The sequence below is a fragment of the Nocardia arthritidis NBRC 100137 genome, assembly GCF_001612765.1.
Taxonomy (GTDB): domain Bacteria; phylum Actinomycetota; class Actinomycetes; order Mycobacteriales; family Mycobacteriaceae; genus Nocardia; species Nocardia arthritidis.
Genome location: NZ_BDBB01000011.1, coordinates 40,203 through 66,449 on the forward strand (window position 1 = coordinate 40,203; position 26,247 = coordinate 66,449).

30 protein-coding genes are annotated in these 26,247 nt (G+C 69.9%); 15 read left to right on the forward strand and 15 right to left on the reverse strand.

Annotated features, from left to right (window positions below; all coding sequences use genetic code 11):
* Positions 1-2: 2 nt before the first annotated feature.
* Positions 3-1,415 carry a class I SAM-dependent RNA methyltransferase gene (locus tag NA8_RS10165; RefSeq protein WP_063050135.1) on the reverse strand — a complete coding sequence of 471 codons (1,413 nt, stop codon included), beginning with the start codon at positions 1,413-1,415 and terminating at the stop codon, positions 3-5.
* A gap of 19 nt (positions 1,416-1,434) precedes the next feature.
* On the reverse strand, positions 1,435-3,423 hold the full coding sequence (locus NA8_RS10170) for an APC family permease (RefSeq protein WP_063050231.1): 1,989 nt from the start codon (positions 3,421-3,423) through the stop codon (positions 1,435-1,437).
* A 161-nt stretch (positions 3,424-3,584) separates the two neighbouring features.
* On the opposite strand from NA8_RS10170, the gene NA8_RS10175 reads away from it, so the two are divergent.
* Complete coding sequence (locus NA8_RS10175; RefSeq protein WP_063050136.1) at positions 3,585-4,250, forward strand: potassium channel family protein; 666 nt, start codon at positions 3,585-3,587, stop codon at positions 4,248-4,250.
* A gap of 2 nt (positions 4,251-4,252) precedes the next feature.
* Positions 4,253-4,924 (forward strand): potassium channel family protein, encoded by a 672-nt coding sequence (locus tag NA8_RS10180; protein WP_063050137.1) that lies wholly within the window; start codon positions 4,253-4,255, stop codon positions 4,922-4,924.
* A gap of 51 nt (positions 4,925-4,975) precedes the next feature.
* On the opposite strand, the gene NA8_RS10185 is transcribed toward NA8_RS10180, so the two are convergent.
* From NA8_RS10185 to NA8_RS10195, 3 genes are all read right to left on the reverse strand, one after another.
* Complete coding sequence (locus NA8_RS10185) at positions 4,976-5,602, reverse strand: sigma-70 family RNA polymerase sigma factor (protein ID WP_084466664.1); 627 nt, start codon at positions 5,600-5,602, stop codon at positions 4,976-4,978.
* A 166-nt stretch (positions 5,603-5,768) separates the two neighbouring features.
* Complete coding sequence (locus tag NA8_RS10190; RefSeq protein ID WP_084466665.1) at positions 5,769-6,461, reverse strand: DUF3159 domain-containing protein; 693 nt, start codon at positions 6,459-6,461, stop codon at positions 5,769-5,771.
* Between the two features lie 3 nt (positions 6,462-6,464).
* Positions 6,465-6,842 carry an OB-fold nucleic acid binding domain-containing protein gene (locus NA8_RS10195; protein ID WP_040867807.1) on the reverse strand — a complete coding sequence of 126 codons (378 nt, stop codon included), beginning with the start codon at positions 6,840-6,842 and terminating at the stop codon, positions 6,465-6,467.
* A gap of 132 nt (positions 6,843-6,974) precedes the next feature.
* Between NA8_RS10195 and NA8_RS10200 the strand changes: the two genes are divergently transcribed.
* The gene (locus NA8_RS10200) at positions 6,975-7,670 is read left to right on the forward strand and encodes an alpha/beta fold hydrolase (RefSeq protein ID WP_063050138.1); all 696 of its coding nucleotides are present in this window, start codon (positions 6,975-6,977) and stop codon (positions 7,668-7,670) included.
* Between the two features lie 10 nt (positions 7,671-7,680).
* Here the strand turns inward: NA8_RS10200 and NA8_RS10205 are convergent, their stop codons facing one another.
* Together NA8_RS10205 and dut are read right to left on the reverse strand one after the other, a co-directional pair.
* Positions 7,681-8,550 carry a DUF3710 domain-containing protein gene (locus NA8_RS10205; protein ID WP_063050139.1) on the reverse strand — a complete coding sequence of 290 codons (870 nt, stop codon included), beginning with the start codon at positions 8,548-8,550 and terminating at the stop codon, positions 7,681-7,683.
* Between the two features lie 5 nt (positions 8,551-8,555).
* Entirely contained in the window at positions 8,556-9,056 is a 501-nt protein-coding gene (gene dut / locus NA8_RS10210; protein ID WP_063050140.1) for a dUTP diphosphatase, read from the reverse strand.
* Between the two features lie 79 nt (positions 9,057-9,135).
* On the opposite strand from dut, the gene NA8_RS10215 reads away from it, so the two are divergent.
* Complete coding sequence (locus NA8_RS10215) at positions 9,136-9,621, forward strand: DUF3093 domain-containing protein (RefSeq protein ID WP_040867968.1); 486 nt, start codon at positions 9,136-9,138, stop codon at positions 9,619-9,621.
* A 23-nt stretch (positions 9,622-9,644) separates the two neighbouring features.
* Here the strand turns inward: NA8_RS10215 and NA8_RS10220 are convergent, their stop codons facing one another.
* Entirely contained in the window at positions 9,645-9,947 is a 303-nt protein-coding gene (locus NA8_RS10220) for a DUF4193 domain-containing protein (protein WP_014986697.1), read from the reverse strand.
* 376 nt (positions 9,948-10,323) lie between these two features.
* Here NA8_RS10220 and cei point away from each other — a divergent pair, with 376 nt between their 5' ends.
* Positions 10,324-11,001 (forward strand): envelope integrity protein Cei, encoded by a 678-nt coding sequence (cei, locus tag NA8_RS10225; RefSeq protein ID WP_063050234.1) that lies wholly within the window; start codon positions 10,324-10,326, stop codon positions 10,999-11,001.
* Between the two features lie 27 nt (positions 11,002-11,028).
* Here the strand turns inward: cei and NA8_RS10230 are convergent, their stop codons facing one another.
* Positions 11,029-11,961 (reverse strand): inositol monophosphatase family protein, encoded by a 933-nt coding sequence (locus tag NA8_RS10230; RefSeq protein WP_063050141.1) that lies wholly within the window; start codon positions 11,959-11,961, stop codon positions 11,029-11,031.
* 167 nt (positions 11,962-12,128) lie between these two features.
* Between NA8_RS10230 and ppgK the strand changes: the two genes are divergently transcribed.
* From ppgK to NA8_RS10245, 3 genes are all read left to right on the forward strand, one after another.
* Positions 12,129-12,887 (forward strand): polyphosphate--glucose phosphotransferase, encoded by a 759-nt coding sequence (gene ppgK / locus NA8_RS10235; RefSeq protein ID WP_063050142.1) that lies wholly within the window; start codon positions 12,129-12,131, stop codon positions 12,885-12,887.
* 193 nt (positions 12,888-13,080) lie between these two features.
* Positions 13,081-14,445, forward strand: coding sequence for an RNA polymerase sigma factor (locus NA8_RS10240; RefSeq protein WP_063050143.1), 1,365 nt, complete (start codon positions 13,081-13,083; stop codon positions 14,443-14,445).
* A 253-nt stretch (positions 14,446-14,698) separates the two neighbouring features.
* Positions 14,699-15,463, forward strand: a complete 765-nt coding sequence (locus NA8_RS10245) for a rhomboid-like protein (RefSeq protein WP_063050144.1) — start codon at positions 14,699-14,701, stop codon at positions 15,461-15,463.
* Here NA8_RS10245 and NA8_RS10250 read toward each other — a convergent pair whose 3' ends face one another.
* On the reverse strand, positions 15,464-16,648 hold the full coding sequence (locus NA8_RS10250) for a cation:proton antiporter (protein ID WP_084466666.1): 1,185 nt from the start codon (positions 16,646-16,648) through the stop codon (positions 15,464-15,466).
* 3 nt (positions 16,649-16,651) lie between these two features.
* A complete protein-coding gene (locus NA8_RS10255) occupies positions 16,652-17,134 on the reverse strand; it encodes a cation:proton antiporter regulatory subunit (RefSeq protein WP_063050145.1) in 483 nt (160 codons plus the stop codon).
* Between the two features lie 110 nt (positions 17,135-17,244).
* Here NA8_RS10255 and NA8_RS10260 point away from each other — a divergent pair, with 110 nt between their 5' ends.
* Both NA8_RS10260 and NA8_RS10265 read left to right on the forward strand, forming a co-directional pair.
* Positions 17,245-18,417 (forward strand): sensor histidine kinase, encoded by a 1,173-nt coding sequence (locus NA8_RS10260; RefSeq protein WP_245663755.1) that lies wholly within the window; start codon positions 17,245-17,247, stop codon positions 18,415-18,417.
* The gene (locus tag NA8_RS10265) at positions 18,414-19,061 is read left to right on the forward strand and encodes a response regulator (protein WP_063050147.1); all 648 of its coding nucleotides are present in this window, start codon (positions 18,414-18,416) and stop codon (positions 19,059-19,061) included. The genes NA8_RS10260 and NA8_RS10265 overlap by 4 nt, the downstream gene beginning before the upstream one ends.
* On the opposite strand, the gene NA8_RS10270 is transcribed toward NA8_RS10265, so the two are convergent.
* Positions 19,062-19,421, reverse strand: a complete 360-nt coding sequence (locus NA8_RS10270; RefSeq protein WP_063050148.1) for a DUF952 domain-containing protein — start codon at positions 19,419-19,421, stop codon at positions 19,062-19,064.
* 275 nt (positions 19,422-19,696) lie between these two features.
* Between NA8_RS10270 and NA8_RS10275 the strand changes: the two genes are divergently transcribed.
* The gene (locus NA8_RS10275) at positions 19,697-19,891 is read left to right on the forward strand and encodes a DUF7455 domain-containing protein (protein ID WP_036538000.1); all 195 of its coding nucleotides are present in this window, start codon (positions 19,697-19,699) and stop codon (positions 19,889-19,891) included.
* 105 nt (positions 19,892-19,996) lie between these two features.
* On the opposite strand, the gene NA8_RS10280 is transcribed toward NA8_RS10275, so the two are convergent.
* Complete coding sequence (locus tag NA8_RS10280) at positions 19,997-20,713, reverse strand: TetR/AcrR family transcriptional regulator C-terminal domain-containing protein (protein ID WP_063050236.1); 717 nt, start codon at positions 20,711-20,713, stop codon at positions 19,997-19,999.
* A 158-nt stretch (positions 20,714-20,871) separates the two neighbouring features.
* Between NA8_RS10280 and NA8_RS10285 the strand changes: the two genes are divergently transcribed.
* Positions 20,872-22,629, forward strand: coding sequence for a DEAD/DEAH box helicase (locus tag NA8_RS10285; protein ID WP_063050149.1), 1,758 nt, complete (start codon positions 20,872-20,874; stop codon positions 22,627-22,629).
* Entirely contained in the window at positions 22,629-23,183 is a 555-nt protein-coding gene (locus tag NA8_RS10290; protein ID WP_063050150.1) for an SWIM zinc finger family protein, read from the forward strand. The genes NA8_RS10285 and NA8_RS10290 overlap by 1 nt, the downstream gene beginning before the upstream one ends.
* Positions 23,184-23,405: 222 nt before the next feature.
* Here the strand turns inward: NA8_RS10290 and NA8_RS10295 are convergent, their stop codons facing one another.
* Positions 23,406-23,975: a class I SAM-dependent methyltransferase gene (locus NA8_RS10295; protein ID WP_169810483.1), complete on the reverse strand. Its 570-nt coding sequence runs from the start codon at positions 23,973-23,975 to the stop codon at positions 23,406-23,408.
* Between the two features lie 55 nt (positions 23,976-24,030).
* Between NA8_RS10295 and NA8_RS10300 the strand changes: the two genes are divergently transcribed.
* The gene (locus NA8_RS10300) at positions 24,031-24,798 is read left to right on the forward strand and encodes an AraC family transcriptional regulator (protein ID WP_245663756.1); all 768 of its coding nucleotides are present in this window, start codon (positions 24,031-24,033) and stop codon (positions 24,796-24,798) included.
* On the opposite strand, the gene NA8_RS10305 is transcribed toward NA8_RS10300, so the two are convergent.
* Positions 24,799-25,539 (reverse strand): SDR family NAD(P)-dependent oxidoreductase, encoded by a 741-nt coding sequence (locus NA8_RS10305; protein WP_063050152.1) that lies wholly within the window; start codon positions 25,537-25,539, stop codon positions 24,799-24,801. It lies immediately after the preceding gene.
* 105 nt (positions 25,540-25,644) lie between these two features.
* On the opposite strand from NA8_RS10305, the gene NA8_RS10310 reads away from it, so the two are divergent.
* Positions 25,645-26,241: a TetR/AcrR family transcriptional regulator gene (locus NA8_RS10310; protein WP_063050153.1), complete on the forward strand. Its 597-nt coding sequence runs from the start codon at positions 25,645-25,647 to the stop codon at positions 26,239-26,241.
* Positions 26,242-26,247: the final 6 nt, after the last annotated feature.

Sequence of the window (26,247 nt, forward strand, 5' to 3'; positions counted from 1 at the left end):
GCTCAGCGCCGCAGCAGCGCCAGGCATTCCACGTGGTGCGTCGCGGGGAAGGCGTCGAAGGCACGCAGATCGGTCAGCCGGTAGCCCGCGGCCTGATACAAGCCGAGGTCGCGGGCGAACGCGGCGGGATCGCAGCCGACGTGGACGATCCGGGCAGGCCCACTGGCGGTGACGGCGCCGATCACCTCTTTGCCCGCGCCGGCGCGCGGCGGATCGAGCACGACGACATCCGGGGCGGCCCCACCGACGTGCTCGAACACCCAGCGCTCCACCCGCTGGGCCCGCAGCTCCACCCAAGGCAGATCGCGCAAGGCGGCGGCGCCGTCGGCCACCGCGGGCCGGGCGGATTCCACCGCGAGCACCACACCGGTCCGCCCGGCCTGCTCGGCGAGGCGCGCGGCGAAGACCCCCGCGCCGCTGTAGAGATCCCAGGCGCGCCCGCCGGGCCCGAGTTCCGACCATTCCGCGATCAGATCCGAATAGCGTTGCGCCGCACCGTGATGCGCTTGCCAGAAGCCGGTAGCCGAGACCTCCCAGCGGCGGCCCGCCACATACTCGACCGCGCGCCCGCTGCCCTCGAACACCCACTCGTCGCGCGCCGCGTGGGCCGCCGCACGTCGCGCGGAGGCCGCGCGCCGGTCGTCGCGGCGGGTGGAATCCGCGGCGATCCATTCTCCGCCACGCCTGCCCCGGCCGTGCGGCCGATCGCGTCGGCCGCTTCCGGCACCCCCGCGCCGATCCCGGCCGGCGGCCTGCCGACCACTCGCGCCCGGGCCGCGACGATCCCCGCCACGGCTGCCCGGCTCGGATTCGGGCGGGGCCAACTCGACGACATGCCGGATCCCGTCACCGTCCACCGCGATCACCAAGTCTGCGCCGGGCCTCCACCGCCGGGCAGCGATGCCGTCCAACGCCCCCGCGACCGGTTGCGGGCACCGCAGATCCGCGATCACGTCGGTGCTGCGATAACGGTGCACGCCCGCGCGTCCGTGGGCATCGACCGCGAGCCGCACGCGCGTGCGCCACCCGCCGATCGTGTCACCGGTCCCGATCGGCTCCACGAGCACCTCCCGCTCGATCCCGGCCAGCCGCCGCAACTGCTCGGCCACCACCGTGGCCTTCAGCGCGCGCTGGGCGACCGGCGTGGCGAAGGAGAAATCGCAGCATCCAGCTCCACCGGGACCGGAGACGGGGCAGGTGGCCCGCACCCGGTCCGGGGACGCCTCGAGCACCTCGACCGCGTCGGCACGGCAGAACGAGCCGCCGCGATCCTCGGTGACCCGGACGCGCACCAGTTCACCGGGCAGTCCGTGCCGGACGAACACCACACGTCCCTCGTGCCGTGCGACACAGAAGCCGCCATGCCCCGGCGGCCCGAGCCGCACCTCGAACGTGCCGGTCCGCCGATCGCTCATCCCGAATGCTCCACTGGCGTCATGTCCGGTCCTCGTACCCGCGCCGGAACGCGCCCGGCGCGTTCACCACCCCGGGCGTCTTCAACCGCACCGACGAGCTCAGCTGCCACGGCACGCTGGTCACCATCACGCCCGGTTCGAACAGCAGCCTGCCCTTCAACCGCAGCGCACTCTGGTTGTGCAGAACCTGTTCCCACCAATGGCCCACGACGTATTCGGGGATGAACACAGTCACCACGTCGCGTGGGGCATCCTTGCGTACGCGTTTCACGTAGTCGAGCACCGGCTTGGTGATCTCGCGGTAGGGCGATTCGATCACTTTGAGCGGCACGGTGATATCGCTGTTCTCCCACTCCCGCACCAGCGCCCTGGTGTCGGCCTCGTCGACGTTCACCGTCACCGCCTCCAGCGTGTCGGGGCGGCTGGCGCGCGCGTAGGCCAGGGCGCGGCGGGTCGGCAGATGCAGCCGGGAGACCAGCACGATCGAGTGCGAGCGGCTGGGCAGCACACCGTCCCATTCGTGCTCGTCCAGCTCGCGCGCGACCGAATCGTAATGCCTGCGAATCAGCTTCATCACCACGAAGATCGCGACCATGGTGAAGATGGCGATGTAGGCGCCGGCGAAGAACTTGGTGATCAGCACGATCACCAGCACCGCTCCGGTCGCGCTGAGACCGACCGCGTTGATCACCCGCGATCGCTTCATCCGCGCGCGCTGCGCCGGGTCGGTCTCGGTGCGCAGCAGGCGGGTCCAGTGCCGCAGCATGCCGGTCTGGCTCAGCACGAACGACACGAACACACCGACGATGTACAGCTGGATCAACTTGGTCACCTCGGCGCCGAACAGCACCACGAACGCGATGGCCGCGCCGGAGAGGAACAGGATGCCGTTGCTGAACGCCAGCCGGTCGCCTCGGGTGTGCAGCTGGCGCGGCAGGTAGCGATCCTGCGCCAGGATCGAGCCGAGCACGGGGAACCCGTTGAACGCGGTGTTCGCGGCGAGCACGAGAATCAGCGCGGTCACCGTCGTGATGAAGAAGAATCCCACCGGGAATCCCTCGAATACCGTCTCGGCGAGCTGCGCGATCAGCGTCTTCTGGTGGTAGTCGGACGGTGCGCCGGTCAGGTCGGCGACGTTGTGCGCGTACACGACTCCGATCTTCTGGGCGAGGATGATGATGCCCATCAGCAGCACGATCGCGATCGTTCCCAGCAGCAGCAAGGTGGTGGCGGCGTTGCGCGACTTGGGCTTGCGGAACGCGGGCACTCCGTTGCTGATCGCCTCGACACCGGTCAGCGCGGCGCAGCCGGAGGAGAACGCGCGCGCGACGAGGAAGGCGAACGCCAACCCGTAGAGGTGCTCGTGCTCGGCGTTCAATCCGAAGCCCGCCGACTCGGCCCGCAACTCCTCTCCCAGCACGAAGATCCGGAACAGGCCCCAGCCGAGCATGACGAACATGCCCGCGATGAACGCGTAGGTCGGAATGGCGAACGTGGTGCCCGATTCCCGCACACCGCGCAGGTTCATCGCGGTGAGCAGGGCGATGGCCACGACGGCGAACAGCACCTTGTGGGTGGCGACGAAGGGAATGGCCGAGCCGATGTTGGACGCGGCCGAGGAGATCGACACCGCGACGGTGAGCACGTAGTCGACCAGCAGCGCGCTGCCCACGGTCAGGCCCGCGGTGGGCCCCAGGTTGGTGGTGGCCACCTCGTAGTCGCCGCCGCCGGACGGGTAGGCGTGCACGTTCTGCCGGTAGCTGGCCACCACCACCGCCATGACGAAGGCGACCGCCAATCCGACCCACGGTGCGTACAGGTACGCCGTCACTCCGGCGGCCGACAGCACGAGGAAGATCTCTTCGGGGGCATAGGCCACCGATGACATGGCATCGGAGGCGAACACCGGGAGGGCGATTCGCTTCGGCAGTAGCGTGTGGCCCAGCGAGTCGCTACGGAAAGGCCTGCCCAGCAGCACTCGCTTCGCTGCCGTCGTCAACTTGGACACTGGAGCGAGCATAGGCCCCCGCACGGTGGATCGCGCGAGTGGCTCGCAGGTTTGCTCGCCGCCTGGAGGGGGAACGTGGCCGGTGGAATCATTCGACGGGTAGCGTTCGACCGAACAGCAAACCAGACCGAACACCATGGTTCCAGGAACGAGGTTGCACGGTGTACGTAGTGATCATGGGGTGCGGGCGCGTCGGCTCGTCGCTGGCCCAAGCCCTGGTCCGCGTAGGTCACGAAGTCACCGTGATCGACCGGGATTCCAGTTCTTTCCTGCGCCTGGGATCCGATTTCCCGGGTGAGCAGGTGACGGGTGTCGGATTCGATCGAGATGTGCTGATAAAGGCGGGAATCGAACGGGCGAACGCGTTCGCGGCGGTCTCCTCCGGCGACAACTCGAACATCATCTCCGCCCGGGTCGCCCGGGAGATGTTCGGGGTGGAGCGCGTGGTCGCCCGCATCTACGACGCCAAGCGCGCCGCGGTCTACGAGCGGCTCGGCATCCCGACCATCGCCACGGTCCCGTGGACCACCGACCGCTTCTTGCGCGCGCTCATCGGCGATACCGGCACCACCACCTGGCGCGACCCCACGGGAACGGTTGCCGTGACCCAGCTGACGCTGCACGAGGAGTGGTACGGCCGCACCGTGCGCGACTTGGAGCAGACCATCGCGGCCAGGGTCGCGTTCATCATCCGGTTCGGCCAGGCACTGCTTCCCGACAGCAAGACCATCATCCAGGCCGACGACATCGTCTACGTGGCCGCCGCATCCGGCGCCGTGGGCGAAGCCGTCGCCTTGGCGACGAAGCCCCCAGCGAGCGAGGACTGAACATGAAAGTGGCCATCGCCGGAGCAGGCGCCGTCGGCCGATCGATCGCCAAGGAGCTGCTGCGTGGCGGCCACCGGGTCATGCTGCTGGAGCGCGAACTCGAGCACATCGATTCCGCCGCGATCCCGGACGCGGTCTGGGTACACGCCGACGCGTGCGAACTGGCCCTGCTGGAGCAGGCCGGGCTGGAGACCTACGAGGTGGTCATCGCGGCCACCGGTGACGACAAGGCGAACCTGGTGCACAGCCTGCTGGCCAAGACCGAATTCGGGGTGCGCCGGGTGGTGGCGCGGGTGAACGACCCACGCAACGAATGGCTCTTCGACGGTTCCTGGGGTGTGGACGTCGCGGTGTCCACACCCCGGCTGCTCGCCTCTCTGGTCGAGGAGGCGGTGTCGGTCGGCGATCTGGTCCGCCTGATGACGCTGCGTCAGGGGCAGGCGAATCTGGTCGAGATGACGCTGCCCGCGGACACCGCGCTGGCGGGCAAACCCGTGCGCACGCTCACCCTGCCGCGCGACGCCGCCCTGGTGACCATCCTGCGCGGCGGTCGCGTGATCGTGCCGCAGCCCGACGACGCGCTGGAAGGCGACGACGAGCTGCTGTTCGTGACCTCGGTGGAGGCCGAGGAAGATCTCCGGCTGGAACTCGCCAACCACGGCATCAGGCCATAACTCCCCGGAATACGGCCGGACGCGGGTTCGCGGCGAAGCACCGCCGGAGCGCTACGCGGCCAGTTTCAGCTGCGCGCGCAGCTTGTTCAGCGCGCGGTGCTGCATCACCCGGACCACCCCCGGGCTGGTGCCGATGGCCTCCGCGGTCTGCGCCGCCGACCAGCCGAGCACGATGCGCATCACCAGCACCTCGCGGTGCGCGGGGGCCAGCACCTTCATGAGTTCTTTTGTGGCGGCCCGCCGTTCGGAGGCCAGCGCCCACTCCTCCGGCCCGGCGGCGGAGGACGCGTAGTCCGGCACATCGGCCATCGGGTAGGCGGGGTGCTGCTGCGAGCGGCGGAACGCGTCGGCGACCTTGTTGGCCGAGATGCCGTAGACGAAGGCCAGGAACGACTTGCCCTGGTCGCGGTAACGGGGGATGGCGTTGACGGTGGCCAGCAGGATCTCCTGCACCACGTCGTCAGCGGTGACCTGCAGGTGAGCCGTGTTGCCCAGGCGCGCGCCGCAGTAGCGCCGCACCAGCGGATGCACGATCCGGATGATCTCCGCGACCGCCTGGCGATCGCCCGCCGCCGCAGGCCCGATCAGCTTGTCCAGCTCGGCCGATACCCGCCGGCTCTCCGAGAGAGCGGGATGGTGGTTCTTGGGCAGCGCCGCGGTGTTGTGCTCGGTAGCCACGTCCGAGTCCTTTCTTGCCGATCAGTGCGTGTTTTTCGGTACGCATAGATCGTCTGAGAAACTCGGAGGGGCGACCAGGCACCCCAGGGTGGGGAAGCACCCACCTCCGCGGTGGGACTTATCCCACCCCTGCGCTTTTCGCCGGGCGGCGGCGGAGGGTTAACGCTCAGGCCGGTCCGGTCGCCACCACCGACTTGGTGGGCAGGTGGCCGGCCCGCCGCACCGCCCAGACGGTGACGCCCAGCGCCACCGCGGTCAGCGGCCAGCCCATCGCGATCCGGGCGAAGGCGAGCCAGCCGGTGCGGTCGGTGTCGTAGAGCTGCGACTGCACCAGGTAGCGGGCCCCGAACACTACGATCCAGGTAGCGGTGGCCAGGTCGTAGAGGCGCACCGAGCGCGGATCGGACCGCCAGTCGGAACCGTGCCCGTTCAGCACGCCCCAGATCACGCCGACCAGCGGCCGCCGGATCAGGATGGACGCGAAGAACACCCCGGCGTATACGAGGCTGGTGTAGATGCCGAAGAGGAAGAAACCCTTGGCCTCACCCATCCGGTAGGCGATGAAGGCGCAGATGCCGACGCCGAAGAAGCCGGAGATGGCGGGCTGGATGGGATCGTGCCGCACCAGGCGCCATACGAGGATGGCGGCGGCCACTCCGAGGGCCGCCCAGATCGCGGCGGTCAGCCCGGCGAGGCTGTTCACGGGAACGAACACGACAACGGGAAGCGTCGAGTAGATCAGGCCGCTGAAGCCGCCGAGTTGTTCGAGGAGGGTCTGCTCGGCACGTTCCTCGTCACGATCGGGCACATCCAGCCCGGTGCGGTCGTCCGATCCTGCGTTGTCGTCGCTCAATGGCATACGTCAGCTGTTCCCGCGCAATTCGTAGTAGGGGTTGAAGATCACTTTGCGGCCGTCACGATCGCCGACCCGGCCACGGACGAGGATGCGCCGCCCCGGCTCGATACCGGGAATGCGCCTGCGCCCGATCCATACCAGTGTGATCGCGTCGGTGCCGTCGAAGAACTCGGCCTGGACGCTGGCCCCCGCCGACTTGGGACATGCTTCGACACTGCGGAGCCTACCCAGCATGGTGGCCTCGTCACCGCGTCGACACTCCGACGCGCGCGACGCGCCCGAGGCCTCTGATGTCTCGGCCAGTTCTTCGGCGTCCAGCTGATCGAGGTCCTGGGTCAGCCTGCGGCCCAGACGTCGAAAATACCCTGAGGCTGCGGATGACATTGTGCACGCTCTCCTGCATAGAGCAGATGGCATGGGTCGCACACCATCGTGAGGGATCCGATCCGCACGACCCGCTGCGGCCGTACAACGCCACTGTAGATGGGTGGGGCCACCCCCGCTACGCTCGGACCGATGTTCGACTCCCCACACCCCGCTCGCGTCGTGGCACTGCCCGGCACCGGATCCGACGCCGATTTCGCCCGGCGCGCATTCGGGCCTGCCAGCGCCGCACGCGGCTGGGATTTCGTCGCGGTGGAACCGGATCCCCGCCGGGTGGTGGCGAGCTGCCTTGCCGCGCTGGAGGCGGCGGCCGGCTCCGGCCCGGTGCTGGTCGCGGGCATCTCGCTCGGTGCGGCGATCGCACTGGAATGGGCCGCCGAGCACCCGGATCGCGTCGTGGGAGTCGTGGCGGCGCTGCCCGCCTGGACCGGACCGGATACCACCGCCTGCCCGGCCGCGCTGAGCGCCGCGGCCACCGCGGCACAGCTGCGCGCCGACGGTCTGGCCGCGGTGACCGACCGGATGCGCGAGAGCAGCCCGCGGTGGCTGGCGGACGCGCTGACCCAGTCGTGGCGGGCGCAGTGGCCGGACCTTCCGCAGGCGCTGGAGGAGGCCGCCGACTACAAGTGGCCCGCCGCCGACTTGCTGGCCACGCTCGAGCCGCCGCTCGCGGTGGTCACCGCGGTCGACGACCCGGTGCATCCGCACGCCGTCGCCGAGGAGTGGGCGGCGCTGGCCCCGCGCTCGCGGCTGTACCGGATCACCCTGGACGAACTCGGCGCCGACCCCGCGATCCTGGGACACGCGGGTATCGGCGCCTTCTTATGATTCCGTCGGCTCAGTTCAGGCCGAGCTGCTGCATGGCCGACCCGTCCGCGCCGCGGCGCGGGCCCTGCGGCATCCGCGGCACCGCCGGTTGCGCGCCGGTCTGCGCCGCCACCTGCGCGGCCATCGCCTGCTGCTGGGCCTCCACCTGCTGTTGATGGGCCGCGGCCAGCTGCTCGGCCAGCTGCTGGGGCAGCACCACCGGCAGCGGCTCCCGTACCGGCAGGGGGTCCTCGCCACGCCGCACCACCGTCTCGCTCAGGATGGCCCGCGCCGCCTTGACCAGCGGGGTGCCGTCGTCGGCCGCGCCCGAGGGGCCCGCCGCGACCAGTCGCACCATCCACCGATAGCCGTCCACACCGATGAAACGCAGATCCGCGCCTTCGGTCAGCGCCAGCAACTCCCGGCCCCACGGGCCGTTCTCGACCGACACCCGGGCGCCGTCCTTGCGCAGCGAGTCGGCCAGATCCGCGGCGACCAGCCGCCATTGGCCCGAGGTCTTCGGGGCGGCGTAGGCCGCGACGGTGATCCGGCCGTGCTCGGTGGCCAGGTGCACCGCTTGCGGCTGACCCTCCGGCGTCATCTCGACCTGCAACTGGCCGCCCGGCGGGACCGGCAGCAGCACCGACCCGAGATCCAGCCGCTGCTCGGACACCGCGTCCAGCAGTTCGGCGACCTCGTCGTAGTCGTAGGGGCCCGGCCTGCCGTGCGGCCGGTCGGCGGTCAGATCCACGCCCTCGTAGGAGCGCTCGTCGGTGGGGGCGTCGTCGTAGAAATCGTCGTCGTACTCGTCGGCGTAGGCGGACTCGTAGTCGGCGTAGTCGTCCGCCTCGTCGTACCGGTCGTCCGCGGCCCGGCTCGCGTTCTTTCTCTTTCCGAACATTCCCGTCATGCCTCCTCGCCGGTCGTCCGGCCCACCCCGTTCGTCTGTGCGGTCAGGCTCGCGTGACCTCCGCTGGAGCCGTACCCGCCCGCCCCCCGGGTCGTCTCGTCGAGCGAGTCGACCTCCACGAAATCCGCCAGCTCCACGCGCTGCACCAGCAGCTGCGCGATCCGGTCGCCGCGACGCAACTCGATCGGCGTGCGCGGGTCGTGGTTGATCAGGCACACCTTGATCTCGCCCCGGTACCCCGCGTCGATCGTGCCCGGGGTGTTCACCACCGACAGCCCGGCCTTGGCCGCCAGACCCGAGCGCGGATGGATCAGGCCGACCGTGCCGACCGGTAGGGCGACGGCGACACCGGTGCCGACCAGCACCCGCTCCCCCGGCTCCAGGATGACGTCTTGCGTGGTGCACAGGTCCACGCCCGCGTCGCCCGCATGGGCGCGCGTGGGCACGGGGATGCCGGGGTCCAGCCGCAGCAAGGGTATGGGTGAAAGTGCGCTCACGTTGGACGAGCCTACGCGTAGGCTGTTTGCCCTCGTGACTTAGTGTTGACTCGTGTCGGACCAGCCCAATCCCATGACCATGGACGAGAAAAAGCAGCCCGCGCAGCACTACCGGGAGCGCCTGTGGGTGCCGCTGTGGTGGTGGCCGGTGGCGTTCGCCGTCACCGGATTGCTCGCGGCGGAGATCCACATGGGCGCGCCGGGCCTGCGGGCGTGGCTGCCCTATGTGCTGTTGTTCCCGGTGCCGGTCTGGGTGCTGCTGTGGCTGAGCCGGCACCGCGTCGAAGTGGCACCGGACGCGAACGGCACACCGGAGCTGCGCGCCGATCGCGCACATCTACCGGTGAATTTCGTTGCCCGCGCGGCCGCCGTCGCCCCCACCGCGAAAAGCGCGGCGCTGGGTCGCCAGCTCGACCCCGCCGCTTATGTCCAGCATCGCCCCTGGATCGGGCCGATGGTGTTGCTCGTGCTCGACGACCCGGACGATCCGACGCCGTACTGGCTGGTCAGTACGCGGCGGCCCGAACGGGTCCTTGCCGCGCTCGGTCTACCGAGCGCGGGCTGACACTCTGCTCGATCTCGTCGAGATCAGGCGGCGCAATCCATGCAGATCATCTGGCCGCCCTTCTCACTTGCCAGCCTGCTGCGGTGATGAACCAGGAAACAGCTGGAACAGGTGAACTCGTCGGCCTGCTTCGGGATCACCCGAACCGTCAGCACTTCCTCGGACAGGTCGGCGCCGGGAAGCTCGAACGACTCCGCGGTATCGGATTCGTCGATATCCACGACGGCGGACTGTGCCTCGTTACGACGAGCCTTCAGCTCCTCCAGCGAATCCTCCGACACGTCGTCGGTTTCGGTGCGCCTCGGTGCGTCATAGTCGGTTGCCATGTCGTCTTCCCCTCGTCCTAACTCCGTATATCCCGGACCGGTCCGCTCACACCCGATTCCTGCCGGAATCGGCGCGACCGGTACCGCCCCGCCGGTGGTGCACGTCACACGTACACCGGTCGCCTATCAGGGCGGATCGTGTCGATCCACTCCCGATAGCGCTGGGTAAACGCAGGACATGCCCTTCTTGTTCCCGCGACCGACCACTGATTCCGCACCGGCGATTCGATCTGGGCCGCCAGACAATAGCGGACCCCGGAGGAAAAGTCGCAATCAAAACACAGCCGAGTCGAAAATGAGGGCCAATCGACACCATCTGGGGAACGCACCGAGACCTTGCGCCGGATCCGGCGTCAGATTTTCGTAGAGTGTGCTGGTGGTTTCACTGATCACCGAAGGTACCTCGACGGATCCGCATGGGCGGCCGTTCCTGCGTCGCCGCCCCCAGCCCTGGCTCATCATGCTCGGCGTTCTCGCTCTGATCTGCGGGATCGTCTGGGTCAAAGCCCTCACGACGCACGACACCGACCACACCGCGATGGCGTGCAACTCGCCCAGCCCCGCGTCGGATCCCGGTGCGCCGCAACCGGCTCCGCTCGGCCAGCGAGTCGGCGCGGGCCGGCTGCAGGACGTGGAACCAGCCCCGCTGGCGGCGAGCAGGGTGCGCGTGCTCAACGCGAACAACCAGCGCGGCCAGGCCGCGCACGTCGCCGCCCAGCTCGGCGATCTCGGCTTCGCGAGCGCACCCGGAACGCAGTACGGCAACGATTCGGTATACGTCAACGGCGACCTGGAATGCACCGGGCAGGTCCGCTTCGGCGTCAACGGCCGTCCGGCCGCCGCCGCGGTGCAGTTGGTCGCACCGTGCGCCGAGCTGATCGAGGATCAGCGCGGCGACGACACCGTCGATCTGGTGCTCGGCTCCTTGTTCCGGGACATCCGGCCCAGCAACGACGCGGAGGAAGTGCTGCGTTCGCTCAAGAACCCGGCGCCGGGCAACTCCACATCCATCGATATCAAGTTGCTCGACGCCGCGCGACAGGCGCGTTGCTGATCAGCCGCGCGGCAGGCGCGTTGCTGATCAGCGGTCCGGAATCGGCTCGGTAGCACCCACCCGGGCCAGCAGTTCGCCCAGTTCCTCGGCGATGCCGGGCGCGGCGGCCACCACCAGGTCGCCGTCGGTGCCCGGCGCCGTCGCGGGCGGGAGCGTCAGCCGCGCGCCCGCCTCCGCGGCGATCAACGCGCCCGCGCCCCAGTCCCAGGCGTTCAATCCGTGCTCGTAGTAGGCGTCCACCCGGCCCGCCGCGACATGACACAGATCCAGCGCCGCCGCGCCGAACCGACGGATGTCGCGCACGTGCGGCAGCACTTGCGCGACCAATTCGGCCTGCCTGGTCCTGCGCTTCCTGCCGTAGGCGAATCCGGTGGCCACCAACGACATCGCGACCGATTCGACGGGCGTGCAACTCAGGTGCTCCACCACGCCGTCGGCGTCGACCCGCAGCGCACCGAGCCCGAGCCCGGCGCTGTAGGTGGCCGCCCGCGCGACGTCCACCACGGCGCCTGCGACCGGTCGCCCGCCACGCAGCGCGGCCACCGACACGGCGTAGCCGGGGACGCCGTAGAGGAAGTTGACGGTGCCGTCGATCGGATCCACCACCCAGTGGACGGTGTCGGCGCTCGCGTCGTCGAGGCTGCCGCCGCCCTCTTCGCCGAGGATCGGGTCGCCGGGACGCTGTTCGGCGAGCAGTTTTCGGATCAGGTCTTCGGTCTCGGTGTCCACGATGGTCACCGGGTCGGTCTCGTGGCTCTTGGACTGCACGGCCCCTTCGGCGTGCGTACCCGCGGGGCCGAACACCTCGGGACGGCGGGCACGGACATGGGCGGCGGCCGTCTCGGCGATGTCGACCGCGACGCGACGCAGGTCGGCTTCGTCGCCACGCGCGACGATCGAGACGAAGGAGTCGGGGGTGTAGTCGGACACTGGCGATGAGGTTTCCGGCACGCCCTCCATCGCATCACACATCCTCGCCGAACGCCCAGCCCCGTGGTCCCATTACTCTTGTCGTGCACGACACAGCGCCGTCGTCGGGCATCCCATTCGCAGCGCCCGCAGTGGCGTCGTGGGCCCCGTGCAGCGCTGTCATCACACCGGCCAGCACAGGGAACGAGGGGTTAGTCATGTCCGCTCGGGGGCACGCATTCGGCATCGACATCGGCGGCAGCGGTGTCAAAGGCGCCGCGGTCGATCTGGCCACCGGCGAGTTGGTCCATGAGCGGATCAAGATCGCGACGCCGCAACCCGCGACACCGGGTGCCGTGGCGGAAGCGGTGGCCGAACTGGTCGCCGAGGCCGAGTGGACCGGGCCGGTCGGCCTCACGCTGCCCGCGGTGGTGACCGGCGGAGTGGCGCGCACCGCGGCGAACATCGACAAATCCTGGATCGGGACCGACGCGCGGGCGCTGTTCTCCACCGCGCTCGGCGGCCGTCCGGTCACCGTGCTCAACGACGCGGACGCGGCGGGCATGGCCGAGGACCGCTACGGCGCGGCAAGCGATTTCGCCGGTCTGGTGCTGCTGCTGACCTTCGGCACCGGCATCGGTTCGGCGTTGCTCTACCACGGCACGCTGGTGCCCAACACCGAACTCGGCCACCTGGAGGTCCAGGGCATGGAGAGCGAGCACCGCGCGGCGGCCTCGATCAAGGAACGCGACGGCCTGAGCTACGAGCAGTGGGCAGCGCAGGTCAGCCTGGTGCTGACCACGCTGGAGGACCTGTTCTTCCCCGTCGTCTTCGTCGCGGGCGGTGGCATCAGCCGCGACGCCGAGCAGTGGATCCCGCTGCTCACCAATCGGACCCCCGTCATCCCGGCCCGCCTGCGCAACACCGCGGGCATCGTCGGCGCAGCCATGGCGATCGCGGGAGGAGTCGCACCGTGAGGCGCGCGGGTACGGCGGGGATGCCACCACCGGCATCGTGCCGTAGGTACCCTGGTTAGATCGTTACAATGGAACGTGCCCGGCTGAGCCGGAGAAACCCCGACCGGCCCTCCGCCGGTGAAACCCGACAGATCGCTCCGCCGGAACACTACTCTGGCGTGACGCCGCACGAGACCGTCACGAAAGGGCGTACGTGGTAGCCACGAATACCCGTCAGACCGCCGACTCGGCCGATGCCGACTCCGCAGATGTAAACGCAGCACGGCCGGTCCGTAAGGCTGCCGCGAAGAAGGCTCCGGCGAAGAAGGCCGCCGCCAAGAAGGCGCCTGCCAAGAAGGCCGCGAAGGCGACCAAGGCTCCGGCGAAGAAGGCCACCACCAAAAAGGCGGGCCCGGACGGCGAGCCCGGCACCGACGAGGCGATCGAGGACGAGTCGCTCGATCTCGACGATCTCGGCGATCTGGAAGTCTCCGAAGAGGACCTCACTGAGGGCGACGATCTGGTCGACGTGGCCGAGGAGGCGGAGACCGAGGAAGCCGAGGAACCGACGCCCGCGGACAAGGCCTCCGGCGACTTCGTCTGGGACGAGGAGGAGTCCGAGGCGCTGCGGCAGGCCCGCAAGGACGCCGAACTCACCGCCTCGGCCGACTCGGTCCGCGCCTACCTCAAGCAGATCGGCAAGGTCGCGCTGCTCAACGCCGAGGAGGAGGTCGAACTCGCCAAGCGGATCGAGGCGGGCCTCTACGCCGCGGAGAAGGTGCGCGAGTTCGCCGAGCAGGGCGAGAAGCTGCCGGTCGCGATGCGCCGCGACTACAACTGGATCGTCCGCGACGGCAACCGGGCCAAGAACCACCTGCTCGAGGCCAACCTGCGCCTGGTCGTCTCGCTGGCCAAGCGCTACACCGGCCGCGGCATGGCGTTCCTCGACCTGATCCAGGAGGGCAACCTGGGTCTGATCCGCGCGGTGGAGAAGTTCGACTACACCAAGGGCTACAAGTTCTCCACGTACGCCACCTGGTGGATCCGGCAGGCCATCACCCGCGCCATGGCCGACCAGGCCCGCACCATCCGCATCCCGGTGCACATGGTGGAGGTCATCAACAAACTCGGCCGCATCCAGCGCGAGCTGCTCCAGGACCTCGGCCGCGAGCCGACGCCGGAGGAACTGGCCAAGGAAATGGACATCACGCCGGAGAAGGTGCTGGAGATCCAGCAGTACGCGCGTGAACCCATCTCGCTGGACCAGACCATCGGCGACGAGGGCGACAGCCAGCTCGGCGACTTCATCGAGGACTCCGAGGCCGTGGTCGCCGTGGACGCGGTGAGCTTCACGCTGCTGCAGGACCAGCTGCAGTCGGTGCTGGAGACACTGTCGGAGCGGGAGGCGGGCGTGGTTCGGCTGCGCTTCGGGCTCACCGACGGCCAGCCCCGCACCCTCGACGAGATCGGCCAGGTCTACGGGGTCACCCGTGAACGCATCCGCCAGATCGAGTCCAAGACCATGAGCAAGCTGCGTCACCCCAGCCGCTCGCAGGTCCTGCGCGACTACCTCGACTAGGTCGCCTCGCCTCGACGCCCGCATTCGTCGCGCCGCTCGATTCCTCCAGCGGCGTGCGGATGCGGGCGTCGCGCTTTTCCGCGGCCCCGAGGTCGCTCGTGTGAGTGCTCGGCTCCCGGGAGCCTCGCTTCGGCCCGTGAACCGATCGTGGGGCGGCGGTCGCCGAGTTGTGCGGAACCCCTTCGCCGCGCCGTGACGCAGCGCACACGGGCCATCGCGGCGGGCGTACGCCCGGCGCGGGCAGACTTGCGGGGTGGTTGCCCCGCCCTCGACTTCGCCCATACCGCGGTCGCCGTGGACGCAGACCGCCGACCTGCGCGCCGAACTGCGTGACACCTGGGCATGGCTGCGCCGTCCCGAATCGCCGCGCCGCATCCTGCCCGCGATCCGGGAGCATCTTGGCGCCGCGCCCGCGAGCACCGCATACGCGTTCACACTGTTCGTCACATGGTGGACGTTGCGCGGGGTCGGGGACTCGGTCGAACGCAGGCTGATCTTCTCGGCGTCGACCAACCTGTACAACATGCGGCACAACCCGGTTCAGGTGCTGGTCGCCTCGGCGTTCTGGACCGAGGGCGGTTTTCCCTGGGCGACCATCGCCGGTTTCCTGGTCGTCATGGCCTATGCGGAGCGCTGGCTGGGCACCGGGCGCTGGATTCTGCTGTTCGCGACCGGCCACATCGGGGCGACGCTGCTGACCGTCACCGGCATCGCCCATGCCATCGACCGCGGTGTCATTCCCTTGCGGGTGGCCGTCGCCGCGGACGTGGGCACCAGCTACGGCTTCTCGGCCGTGCTCGCGGCGCTGGCGTTCCGGTTCCGTGGCGGAGTGCGAACGGTGTGGGCCGGGGCGATCCTGGTGGCGCTCGGCGCGGCGCTGTGGGTGGAACCGACCTTCACCGACTACGGCCATCTGTGCGCCGCCGTGATCGGGCTGGCGGTCGGCGCGACCGCGAGCCTGTTCCGGCGTCGGCTGGAACGAACGGCCGCGCGTAAGGTCCGCTGGGCGCGGAGCTGATCAGGACACCGAAGGCTCGGGACGGCCGCGGTTGCGCAACAGCCCGACCATCGGCTCTACCACACGTGCCGCGATCGGACCCAGCACCGCCATCAGCAGGACGTAGGTCGAGGCGAGCGCGGTGAGCTGACCGGTTGTCGCGCCCGCGCTCACGGCCAGTCCCGCGATGACGATGGAGAATTCCCCCCGGGCGACCAGGGCCGCGCCCGCGCGGGCCCGGCCCAGCTGACGGATGCCCTCCCGGGCCGCGGCCCACCACCCGGTCGCCACCTTCGTCACGACACCGACCACGGCGAGCACGATTGCCCAACCCAACACCGGGGGGATCGCTCGCAGGTCGGTGCTCAAGCCGAACGCCACGAAGAAGATGGCCGCGAACAGGTCGCGCAGCGGTTCGAGCATTTTCACCGCAGCGCGCGCGGTCGAGCCGGAGATCGCGATGCCGAGCAGGAACGCTCCGACTGCCGCCGACACGCTCAGCGCCGAGGAGGCGCCCGCCACCAGCAGCGCCGCGCCGAGCAGCGTGAGCAGAAAGACCTCGCGGTCGGCGCTGTCCACGATCGCCGACACGTACCGTCCGTAGCGCAGGGCCACCACGAGAACCAGCGTGATGGTGACCAGCGCCACCGCCAGCGCGCGCAGCCCGCTGACCCAGCTCAGCCCGGCCAGCACCGTGGTGAGGATCGGCAGGTAGACCGCCATCGCCAAGTCCTCGAAAACGAGGATGGACAGGATGACCGGTGTCTCCCGGTTGCCGAGGCGCCCGAGGTCGTCGAGGACTTTCGCCACGATGCCCGAGGACGAGATGTAGGTGACCCCCGCCATCGCGATCGCGCCGTTGAGGCCCCAGCCCAGCATCAGCGCCACCACCGCGCCCGGGGAGGCGTTGACAACGATGTCCATCAGACCGGCCGGCCAGGAACGGCGCAGCCCGGTCACCAGTTCCACGGCCGTGTACTCCAGGCCGAGCAGCAACAGCAGCAGCACCACGCCGATCTCGCCCGCTACGTGGCCGAAGTCGTAGGCGGCCCGGAGTTCGACGAGACCACCCTGGCCGAAGGCGAGACCGCCGAGCAGGTAGAGCGGGATGGGCGACATACCGACACGGCCTGCGACACGCCCGAGCATGCCGAGAACGAAGAGAACCGCTCCGAGCTCGATCAGGGCGAGCGCGGTGTCCGTCACGGCTCAGCCGTGGGTCAAGATCTTCGCGGCGGCATCCAAGCCCTCCGGCGTGCCGACGACCACGAGCAGATCGCCCGCGGTGAAGGTGAAATCGGGACCGGGCGAGGGATGCAGCTGCCCGGCCCGCATGACCGCGACGATGGAGACCTTCGTGCGGGTGCGCATCTCGGTCTCACCGAGGGTGCGGCCGTCGTACGGGGAGTCGTCCCCGATCGGCAGCTGGCGCGTGGTGATCCCGGGCAGGTCCCGATGGTCGTCGTTGAGTTTGGCGACCAGTTGCGGCGCGCCGAGCAGATTGGCCAGGACCGCCGCTTCATCGGTGGTCAGCGGAATCTGGGCGGCACAGGCGTCCAAGTCGTCGAGCTTGGAGACGATCAGGTCGATATCACCGTCGCGGTGGGCGACCACGCCGATTCGGCGACCGGAACGCACTTCGAAGTCCTTGCGGACACCGATGCCGGGTAGTGCGGTGACGTCGACGTTCACACCCTCCAGACTAACCGGATCACCCGCCCGCGACCGGATCGGTCATCACTTCGGCCGATGGCGCGTCGCGGGCGCTGTGCTGTGATGGAGGCGTGCGGCGGTGGTCGGATGTGCCGGAGCGGACGCGGGACGCGCTGGGCGCGGTAATCGCGTTCGCCGGTGGCGAGGCGCTGTACCTCACCGGCCTGTCCACGATGACCGAGGTGGGCGAGCAGGTGTCGTTGTGGGCGCGTTCGAGCGTGCTCGCCGCGCTGTGCCTGGCGACCTTCGCCCGGCGCCGGACGCCGGTCGCGGCCATGCTGGGTGGGCTCCTGCCCCTGGCGGTGGACATCCGGCTCGGCGCCACGGTGCCGGTGTGGATCATCTACGCCGACCTGATCTACGCGGCCGTGCTCTACGCCGGGCGCCGGGCGTCGCGGATCACGGCCCTGATCTGGTCGGCGCTGTCCGGCATCATCGTGGTGTCGGCCCTCGCGCTGACCGGCGATCCGCGCGCCGTCGCGCTGGCGCTGGTAGGGGCGTTCAGTTTCGTCGCGACGCCGATCTGGTGGGCCAGTTCGGTGCGCACGCACAAGGAGGTCGCGCATGCCGAGCGGAGCCGTGCAGAGGCGCTGGCCCTGGTCGCCGAACTCGACCGCCGCGCGGCCATCGCCGACGAGCGCACCACGATGGCGCGCGACCTGCACGACGTGATCGCCGGGCATCTGTCGGCCATCGCGCTGCACTCGGAGGCGGCGCTGGGGGTGCTGGCCCGCCGCGACGCCGACCCTGCGGTGGCCGGAATCATGCGAGCCATCCGTTCGAACAGCGTCAGCGCGCTGGAGGAGATGCGCACCATGATCGGGTTGCTGCGCAGCGACGACACCGCGGCGGAGCTCGCCGCACCGCGCACCCTCGCCCAGTTGCCGATCCTGGTGGACGCCGCACGCGCGGCGGGCATCTCGGTGCGGGTGCGCGAAGCGCTGGACGGTGCTTCGCTGCCCAGCGCGGTCGACCAGACCGCCTATCGCATCGTCCAGGAGGCTTTGACCAACGCAATGAAACACGCACCGGGACAGGAGGTTCGCATCGATGTGCGGGCCGAAGACGAGATGCTGAGGATATCCGTCCGCAACCGGACCGTATCGGCGCGGCCGGCCCCGGCGGCCGGAGCGGCGCGCCGCGGTCTGGTGAATATGCGCGAGCGGGCCGGAGCGCTCGGCGGAAGCCTGCGCGCCGGAACGGATTGCGGCCATTGGGAAGTCGTGGCCCGGCTGCCGCTCGGCTGCGCCGGTGCCGCATGACGATTCGGGTGGTGATCGCCGATGACCACGCCGCGATCCGCGCGGGTCTGCGGATGATCCTGGACGTCGAGGACGATATCGAGGTGGTCGGCGAGGCGGCCGACGGCGATGTCGCGGTGGCGCAGGCCAAAGCGCTACGGCCACAGGTGGTGCTGATGGACGTGCGGATGCCCGGGATGGACGGAATCGCCGCCACCGAGCGGATCACCGCCGACGGCCTGGCGAAGGTGCTCATCCTGACCACATTCGATCTGGACGAGTACGTCTTTCGCACGCTGCGCGCGGGCGCCTCGGGATTCGTGCTGAAATCCACGTCGGGGCGGGCGCTGGTCGAGGCGGTGCGCGCGGTGGCGGCGGGGGACGGCGTGCTGGCTCCGGAAGTGACGCGAGCTGTGATATCGGCATTCGCCTCGTCGAATCAGCCTGCCGCGCAACCGGCTCCCGCCGGGCTCGACGAACTCACCGACCGGGAACGCGAAGTGCTCGATTGTCTCGGCGACGGCCTGTCCAACGCGCAGATCGCGGGCCGCCTGTTCATCGGCGAAACGACCGTCAAGACGCATGTCTCCCGGGTCCTGACGAAACTGGGTGTGCGGTCGCGGGTTCAAGCCGCCATCGTGGCGCGCGAGATCCGCGACCGATAGTCACTCCGCCAAGGGGGCGAATGTCCCGTCCGCCCCGGGCAGGTACTCCTCGACGCCCGTGACCGCGGCCACCGGCAAAGGCCCGTACAGGTGCGGGAAGAGCATCGCTTCCGGATCGGTCGGCACGCCCGGCTCCCATTCGATCGGTGACCCGACCCGATCGGGGTCGATACGCAACAACACCAGATCGCGCCGTCCTCGGAACAATCGGTTCGCGGGCAGGTGCACCTGCTGCGGCGCCGAGAGGTGGATGAATCCCGCTTCGGCGAGCGAGGGCGCACGGTACTCCCCCGTTTGCCGAGCGGAAAGCCATTCCTCCGAAGTGCATAGGTGAACAAGCGTGTGAGTGTCATAGGTCACGGGTAATCTCCCGGTAGACAACTGGATCGGTCGATCGAGGTGTGACGCAGTGCACATCGGCGACATGACCTGTGGCGTTCGCCCGTAGCGAAATCCCAGGTCGTGTTATCGAAAACACACTGCTTCATACGCGGGAACAAAGTCCCCCGTCCCGAACGTCTGACAGAGTAGTCATACCCCTGCTGGGAAGTAGCGGTAGCGAGCTCGTGGTGAGTGACCACGGGCCCCACACCAGGTGAACGGTCGTCGGGACCGGGAGCCAGGACGGAGGAGTCATGCCAGGAACCCTGACAAGCACCCCACTGACCGCGGTCGATCGTTGCGACCGCTGCGGGGCGGCTGCCCGAGTGCGTGCCGTACTGCCCGCAGGTGGAGAGTTGCTCTTCTGCCAGCACCACGCGAACGAACACATGGATCGGCTGCGTGAGCTGGACGCCGTGATCGACACGGAGTCCGCTCCCGCCCTCTGATTCGCTCCTCGCGTCCTGACACAACAGCATCGGACAACAGAACACCGTTTCCACCGGCAGCGGGCGACCAACAGGTCGCCCGCTGCCGGCGTGTCCGGGCGGCGATCAGTCCCCGGACACGCAGGCGAGGATGCCGTCCAACAGCCTGGCCAGGCCGTATTCGAACGCACCGTCCGGGTCGGCGGGCGCCTGGTACAGCTCGCCGACCGCCGCACCGACGCGCGACGAGAGCGGGAACCGGCTCGGCGGCATGACCTCGGCCAGCAGCGGCCCGTGCACCTCCCACCACTCCGCGTCGCTCATCCGCCCGTTCTCGCGGGCAGCTGCCACCGCCATGCGCGCGTTACCGGCGGCGAACTCCGACAGCACGGCGATCACCCGGTCCATCACCACATCCGGCATGCCGAGCCCCTCGATCGCGGCGAGCTGCCGCTCATAGCGGCGCATCCGTCCCGGCCCGAGCACGAGCCGCCAGGGCGGCACCTCGAGCAGCCAGGGGTGCGCGACGAACTCCGCACGGACCCGGCGGGCCACCCCGGCCAAGCGCTCACGCGGCGGTAGATCCGCCGGTATCGGTGGGTCCTCGTCGGCGACCGCGTCGACCATCAGGACCGTCAGCGCGTCCTTGCTCGGCACGTAGGTGTACAAACTCATCGGCCGCAGCCCCAGTTCGGCGGCGACCGTGCGAATGGTGACCTTCTCGTAGCCCTCCCGGTCGGCGAGCGCGACCGCCGCCGCGACCACCGCGTCGACGGTGACCGTCTGCTTCGGACCGCGCCCGACCGGCCGCGGCGGAAGCTCGTGCCGCCAGAGCAAGCTCATCAGCTGCCTGGCCTGGTCGGGTGTGACGTCGTCGCTCACCGGCTCCTCGGAACAAAATTCGGTACGGTGTACGTTGTCAATTTACTCCGTACGCCATACGTTGATTCAAGGGGTGCGTCCTGCCCAGCACACATGCCACTTACCTACCGGATCGGCACATGTTCGCACTCTGGACCTGGGCGGGACACGCCACGGATCCGGCCCCGTCCGGACCGGGTGACCGCGCGACCGTCGCGCTGGCCGTCCCGGCCGCCGCGGACGGAACCCTGGAGGTCACCGACGTCGACGCCGTCTTGGTGGATCCCGCGACCTTCGCCGACTCGACGCTCGAGCACGCCGGAGAGTCCGTCTCGGCCTGGCAGCGCATCGTGCGCTCCGCACTGGCCGGGGAGCCGCCCGGCCCGGAGACCGATGCCCTGCCCATCGCCGCGCATGCCGTGCCCGACGCGTCCGGCACGGCGGTCGTCTCCGCGCACCGGGCGTTGCGCGTACTGCACGACACCGAGGCCCTCACCGCGGATCTGCGGTCGACGCTGAAAGCGCGCCTGCGTCCCTACCAGGCCCGCGGAATCGGCTGGCTGCGCGAGACCGTGGCCGCGCACGGGGGCGCGGTGCTCGCCGACGAGATGGGGCTCGGCAAGACCGTGCAGGCCATCGGCTTCTTGCTCGACCGCGCCGCGACCGGTCCACAGTTGGTGGTGTGCCCGACCTCACTGGTCGGCAACTGGGCACACGAGATCGGCCGGTTCGCGCCGGGACTGCGGGTCGCCGTCTGGCGCGGCGGCGCCCTCGACACCGACCCCGCCACCGTGGTCGTCACCGGCTATCCGACCTTGCGGCTACACGGACGGCTGCTGACGCAGCGCGACTGGGCGACAGCCGTCTTCGACGAGGCGCAGGCGCTGAAGAATCCACGCACCCAGGTCGCGAAGGCCGCGCGCGCGATCGACGCGGCCGCGACAGTGGCGCTGACCGGCACGCCGGTCGAGAACCACCTCGAGGAGCTGTGGGCCCTGCTGCACCTGGTGGCGCCCCGGCTGTTCGGGCACCGGACGCAGTTCCGGCGCCGTTTCGTGCGGCCGATCCACGAGGGTTCGGCCGCCGCCGCGGCGCGTCTGCGCGACACCATCGAACCCGTGGTGCTGGCCCGCACGAAGAGCCAGGTCGCCGCAGCGCTGCCCGCGAAGATCCACAGCGACCTGCTCTGCGACCTCACCGCCGAACAGGAGCGGCTCTACGACCACCTGCTCGACAAAGCCGTCGAGGACGGATTCGGCGCGGGCATCGAGCGCCACGGCCGCGTGCTCGCGGCGCTGACCGCTCTCAAGCAGGTGTGCAACCATCCCGGGCTGATCACCGGCGAGCTCCACGAACTGGCCGGCCGCTCCGGAAAACTCGACCTGTGCACCGACATCGTCGCCACCAATCTCGAAACCGACAGTCCGACCTTGATCTTCACGCAGTACCGCCAGACCGGTGAGCTGCTGGTGCGGCACCTCGCCGAACAGTTCGGAGTGCGGGCGCCCTTCTTCCACGGCGGGCTCTCTCAGGCCGAGCGCGCCGAGATCGTCACGCGGTTCCAAGCCGAGGACGGACCGCCGGTGCTGGTGCTCAGCCTGCGGGCGGCGGGCACCGGGCTCACGCTGACCCGCGCCGCCGACGTCGTCCACTTCGATCGCTGGTGGAACCCCGCGGTGGAGGCCCAGGCCTCCGACCGGGTCCACCGGATCGGCCAGACCCGCACGGTCACCGTCACCACACTCACCTCGGCCACCACCGTGGAGGAGCACATCGCGGGCATGCACGACCGCAAGGCCGCGCTGCGCGACCTGGGCGACGCGGCGGGCATCGCCGTCCTGGCCGCCCTGGACGACGACCGGCTGATCGAGGTCCTGCGGCGAAAGAGGGAGAATTGATGGCGGACAACGAATTCGGCTACACGGCGTGGGGCATGGACTGGGTGCGGCTGGCCGAGCCGCTGCGCCAGACCCGGCCGGACCCGCTACTGCCCCGCGCGCGCAGCGTCGCCCGCAACAACGGCGTGCGAGCCACCGTCGAGGGCCGGGTGGTGCGGGCCACCATCCACCGCGGCGGCGAGGCGTCGCTGACCCACGTGGAGGTAGCGCCGCTGTCCCGGCAGACGATCACCGCGATAGCCGCGATCGCGCCGGACCCGACCCTGCTGACCGACGACACGCACCGCGCGATCAGCGCGGCCGGGATCGCGCTCGGGCCACAGCTCGCGGGCACCGACTGCTCGTGCACGGCGCGCAAGGCCCGGTGCGTCCACGTCCTGGCCGTCTACTACGAGATGGCGCGCCAAGTCGACGAGAATCCGCGCCTCGCTTTGGCGATCCAGGATTATTTCGCTGCCGCGCCGACGGATTCGGACGAGCCCGCACCGCAGGCGCGGTGGACGCCGATCAGTGCGCTGGACCCGCGGCGATTCTTCACAACGACGCCCGACTGAACGGCCGGGCGACAGCTGACGCGCCCGTCGCGGTGGTACGGGCCACTGGCGAGAGCGACATAGCCGTGACTCGGCGTCGTCGGCGCAACGCCGCCCAGCCGAAAATTCCTCGACAGACCGCGAGTACGAATGTGATCCGCCCCGACCTGACAAGTCCGATCCGGTCCGTTCGACGGCGATGGTTTCGACCGCCCCACGGCCATGTCGGCGACGTACTGGACCTCACTCAGGCCGTATGGCGCGGAAGCGGAAGCTCGAAGCGCCGATGTCGATCCGCACATCGGTGAAGCCGATCCGGCGCAGCCGGTCGGTGGCGGTCTCCGGCGGCACGGGCACACAGGTGTCGCCGAGGTGCATGAGCCGGAACAGGCGGCCGTCGAGCCCGTCGCTGCCCGCGAAGACCCCGCCCGGGCGCAGGACCCGCAGGGCTTCGGCGAACAGCGCGTCCTGCCTGCCGGGTGTCGGCACGTGGTGCAGCATGGTGAAGCAGACCACGGAGTCGAATCCTCCCGGGGGCAAGGGCATGTCGGCGCCGTCGCCGTCGATCACCGTCATCGCTCCGCCGTGCCGCTCGCGTAGCCGGGTCGCCAACGCCGGATCGATTTCGACACCGGTGAGCGCCGAGGTCCGGGCCAGTAACGCGGAGACGTTGGCGCCGTAGCCGGGACCGATCTCCACGGTGTCGGCGCCCAGGTCGAGGCCGGACAGCGCCCACGGCACAATGCGCGTCGCGCTGGTCTTCTCCCACATCGACGAGCGGCACACCAATCGGTGAAATATGTTCATCGCCATGCCTGTGACGCTAGGAACGGATCGCGCCGGGCACGACAGGCTACGGTGACAAATTGTGTCGCAGAACGGCCACGCCGTAGTCCATCCCGCCCCGGCGGGCGCGACCGCCATGGTGTTCGGGGTCGGGGTGCTGCCCGCCAGGCACTGGTTCGAGCGGCACGAGCATCCGCAACACCAGATCGCCTGGGCCTCGCGCGGCGTCCTCGCGGTCGAGGTGGACGACAACCGCTGGGTGCTACCGCCGACCAGGGCGCTGTGGATCCCCGCGGGCGTCGCGCACCGAACCGGCACCTCCGACGGCGCCGCGATGCGCGGCATCTTCCTCGACCCCCGCCGCTGTCCGGTCGAGTTCGCCGTGCCGACCATGTTGCGCGTGACCCGGCTCTTGCACGAACTGTTCGACCTGCTCACCACGGCCGACACCGGCCGGGAGCAGCGAGCGCGGGCCGAGGCGGTCGTGTTCGATCTGCTCGAGCCCGTCCAGGTGATTCCGGTCGGTGCGCGATTGCCCACCGATCCCCGGGCACGGCAGGTGGCCGACGCGCTCGCCGCCGATCCGGCCGACCCGCGCACGCTCGCCGAGTTCGCCGTCGACGTCGCCGCCAGCCCGCGCACGCTGGCCCGGTTGTTCGTGTCGCAGACCGGGCTGGGCTTCGGCCAGTGGCGCACGCAGGCCCGGCTGGCCGCTTCGCTGCCGCTGCTCGCCGCGGGTCTGCCGGTCGCCCGGATCGCGGGCCGGGTCGGCTACGGGACGCCGAGCGCTTACGTCGCGGCGTTCCGGCGGGCGGTCGGCATCCCGCCGGGACGGTATTTCTCCGGATGATCAGGCGTTGGTGCCGCTGTCCACGGTGAGGAACGCGCCGGTCACGCTGCGACCGGACGGCCCGGCCAGGAAGGCCACCGCCGCCGCGACATCGTCGGCGGCGCCGAAGCGACCCAGCGCGGTCAGGTCACGCTGCCGCTGCGCGTGCGCGCCGTCGACGGGGTTCATGTCGGTGTCGGTGGAGCCCGGCTGGACGAGGTTCACCGTGATCGCACGCGGGCCCAGTTCGCGCGCCAGCGCCTTGGTGAAGCCGTTGAGCGCCGACTTGCTGAGGTTGTAGAGCGCCAGACCGTCGAACGGCGCGTGATCGGTGAGGTTGGTGCCGATGCTGATGATCCGGCCGCCGTCGGTCATGTGCGCGACCGCGGCCTGCGCACCGACGAACGCGGCGCGGGCGTGCACGCCGAGCGCGTTGTCGATCTCCGCGAGGGTGAACTCCTCGAACGGCTTCGCCGGGAAGATCCCCGCGTTGTTGACCAGGATGTCCAGCCCGCCGAGTTCGGCCGCGGCGCGGTCCACCGCCGCGCGCACGGCCAGGGCATCGGCGCTGTCGGCCTGGATCGCGACGGCTCGGCGGCCCAGCGCCCGCACATCACCTACCACCGCCTTCGCCTGGCCTTCGGCGTGCTGGTAGGTCAGTGCCACGTCCGCGCCCGCCGCGGCGAGGCGGCGCGCGATCGCCGCCCCTATCCCGCGGCTGCCCCCGGTGACCAGCGCGGCCTTGCCCGTGAGGTCCGGCATAGGTACTCCTCCAATTTTTGTGTCGATCAATACATAAATAGCCAAGCGGATCGGCCATACGGGTGTCAAGGGGTATATTTAACGATCGACACAGAAAGGTCCGGCATGGCTGAACGGGGACGACCGCGTGCCTTCGATCGCACCGCGGCGTTGCGCTGTGCCATGGAAGTGTTCTGGGAGCACGGCTACGAGGGCACCTCGATGAGCGACCTCACCACCGCGATGGGGATCAACTCCCCCAGCCTGTACGCCGCGTTCGGGGGCAAGGAGGCGCTGTTCCGCGCGGCCGTGGAACTCTACGGGCACACCGACGGCGGCTACACCGCCCGCGCCTTGCGCGAGGAGCCGACCGCGCGGGCGGCTGTCGAGGCGATGTTGCGGGACAACGCGAGGGCTTACACCGAGGAGAACAAGCCGCACGGGTGCATGGTCGTGCTCGCGGGATCCACCTACACCACCCGCAACACCGGCATCCGCGACTTCCTGATCGACAAGCGCCGCGACACCACCGAAGACCTCCGGCGGCGGCTCGATCGCGGCGTCGCCGAGGGCGACCTACCGGAAGGCACCGATACCGCGGCACTGGCCGGTTTCTACACCACGGTCCTCTACGGCCTGTCCATCCAGGCACGCGACGGCGCGTCGGCGGCGGAGCTCACCGCGTCCATCGACTGCGCCATGACCGCCTGGCCCGCCGGCTGACGCGGG

Bases quoted from the DNA above. Each gene is read 5' to 3' on its own strand.
- NA8_RS10305 (WP_063050152.1), bottom strand. From the start codon at position 25,539: ATGCCGGACCTCACGGGCAAGGCCGCGCTGGTCACCGGGGGCAGCCGC.
- NA8_RS10280 (WP_063050236.1), bottom strand. From the start codon at position 20,713: ATGAGCTTGCTCTGGCGGCACGAGCTTCCGCCGCGGCCGGTCGGGCGC.
- NA8_RS10205 (WP_063050139.1), bottom strand. From the start codon at position 8,550: ATGTTCGGAAAGAGAAAGAACGCGAGCCGGGCCGCGGACGACCGGTAC.
- NA8_RS10275 (WP_036538000.1), top strand. From the start codon at position 19,697: ATGCCAGGAACCCTGACAAGCACCCCACTGACCGCGGTCGATCGTTGC.
- NA8_RS10180 (WP_063050137.1), top strand. From the start codon at position 4,253: ATGAAAGTGGCCATCGCCGGAGCAGGCGCCGTCGGCCGATCGATCGCC.
- ppgK (WP_063050142.1), top strand. From the start codon at position 12,129: ATGTCCGCTCGGGGGCACGCATTCGGCATCGACATCGGCGGCAGCGGT.
- NA8_RS10165 (WP_063050135.1), bottom strand. From the start codon at position 1,415: ATGAGCGATCGGCGGACCGGCACGTTCGAGGTGCGGCTCGGGCCGCCG.
- NA8_RS10285 (WP_063050149.1), top strand. From the start codon at position 20,872: ATGTTCGCACTCTGGACCTGGGCGGGACACGCCACGGATCCGGCCCCG.
- NA8_RS10220 (WP_014986697.1), bottom strand. From the start codon at position 9,947: ATGGCAACCGACTATGACGCACCGAGGCGCACCGAAACCGACGACGTG.
- NA8_RS10200 (WP_063050138.1), top strand. From the start codon at position 6,975: ATGTTCGACTCCCCACACCCCGCTCGCGTCGTGGCACTGCCCGGCACC.
- NA8_RS10290 (WP_063050150.1), top strand. From the start codon at position 22,629: ATGGCGGACAACGAATTCGGCTACACGGCGTGGGGCATGGACTGGGTG.
- NA8_RS10265 (WP_063050147.1), top strand. From the start codon at position 18,414: ATGACGATTCGGGTGGTGATCGCCGATGACCACGCCGCGATCCGCGCG.
- NA8_RS10195 (WP_040867807.1), bottom strand. From the start codon at position 6,842: ATGTCATCCGCAGCCTCAGGGTATTTTCGACGTCTGGGCCGCAGGCTG.
- NA8_RS10310 (WP_063050153.1), top strand. From the start codon at position 25,645: ATGGCTGAACGGGGACGACCGCGTGCCTTCGATCGCACCGCGGCGTTG.
- NA8_RS10190 (WP_084466665.1), bottom strand. From the start codon at position 6,461: ATGCCATTGAGCGACGACAACGCAGGATCGGACGACCGCACCGGGCTG.
- NA8_RS10230 (WP_063050141.1), bottom strand. From the start codon at position 11,961: ATGGAGGGCGTGCCGGAAACCTCATCGCCAGTGTCCGACTACACCCCC.
- NA8_RS10215 (WP_040867968.1), top strand. From the start codon at position 9,136: ATGGACGAGAAAAAGCAGCCCGCGCAGCACTACCGGGAGCGCCTGTGG.
- NA8_RS10295 (WP_169810483.1), bottom strand. From the start codon at position 23,975: ATGGCGATGAACATATTTCACCGATTGGTGTGCCGCTCGTCGATGTGG.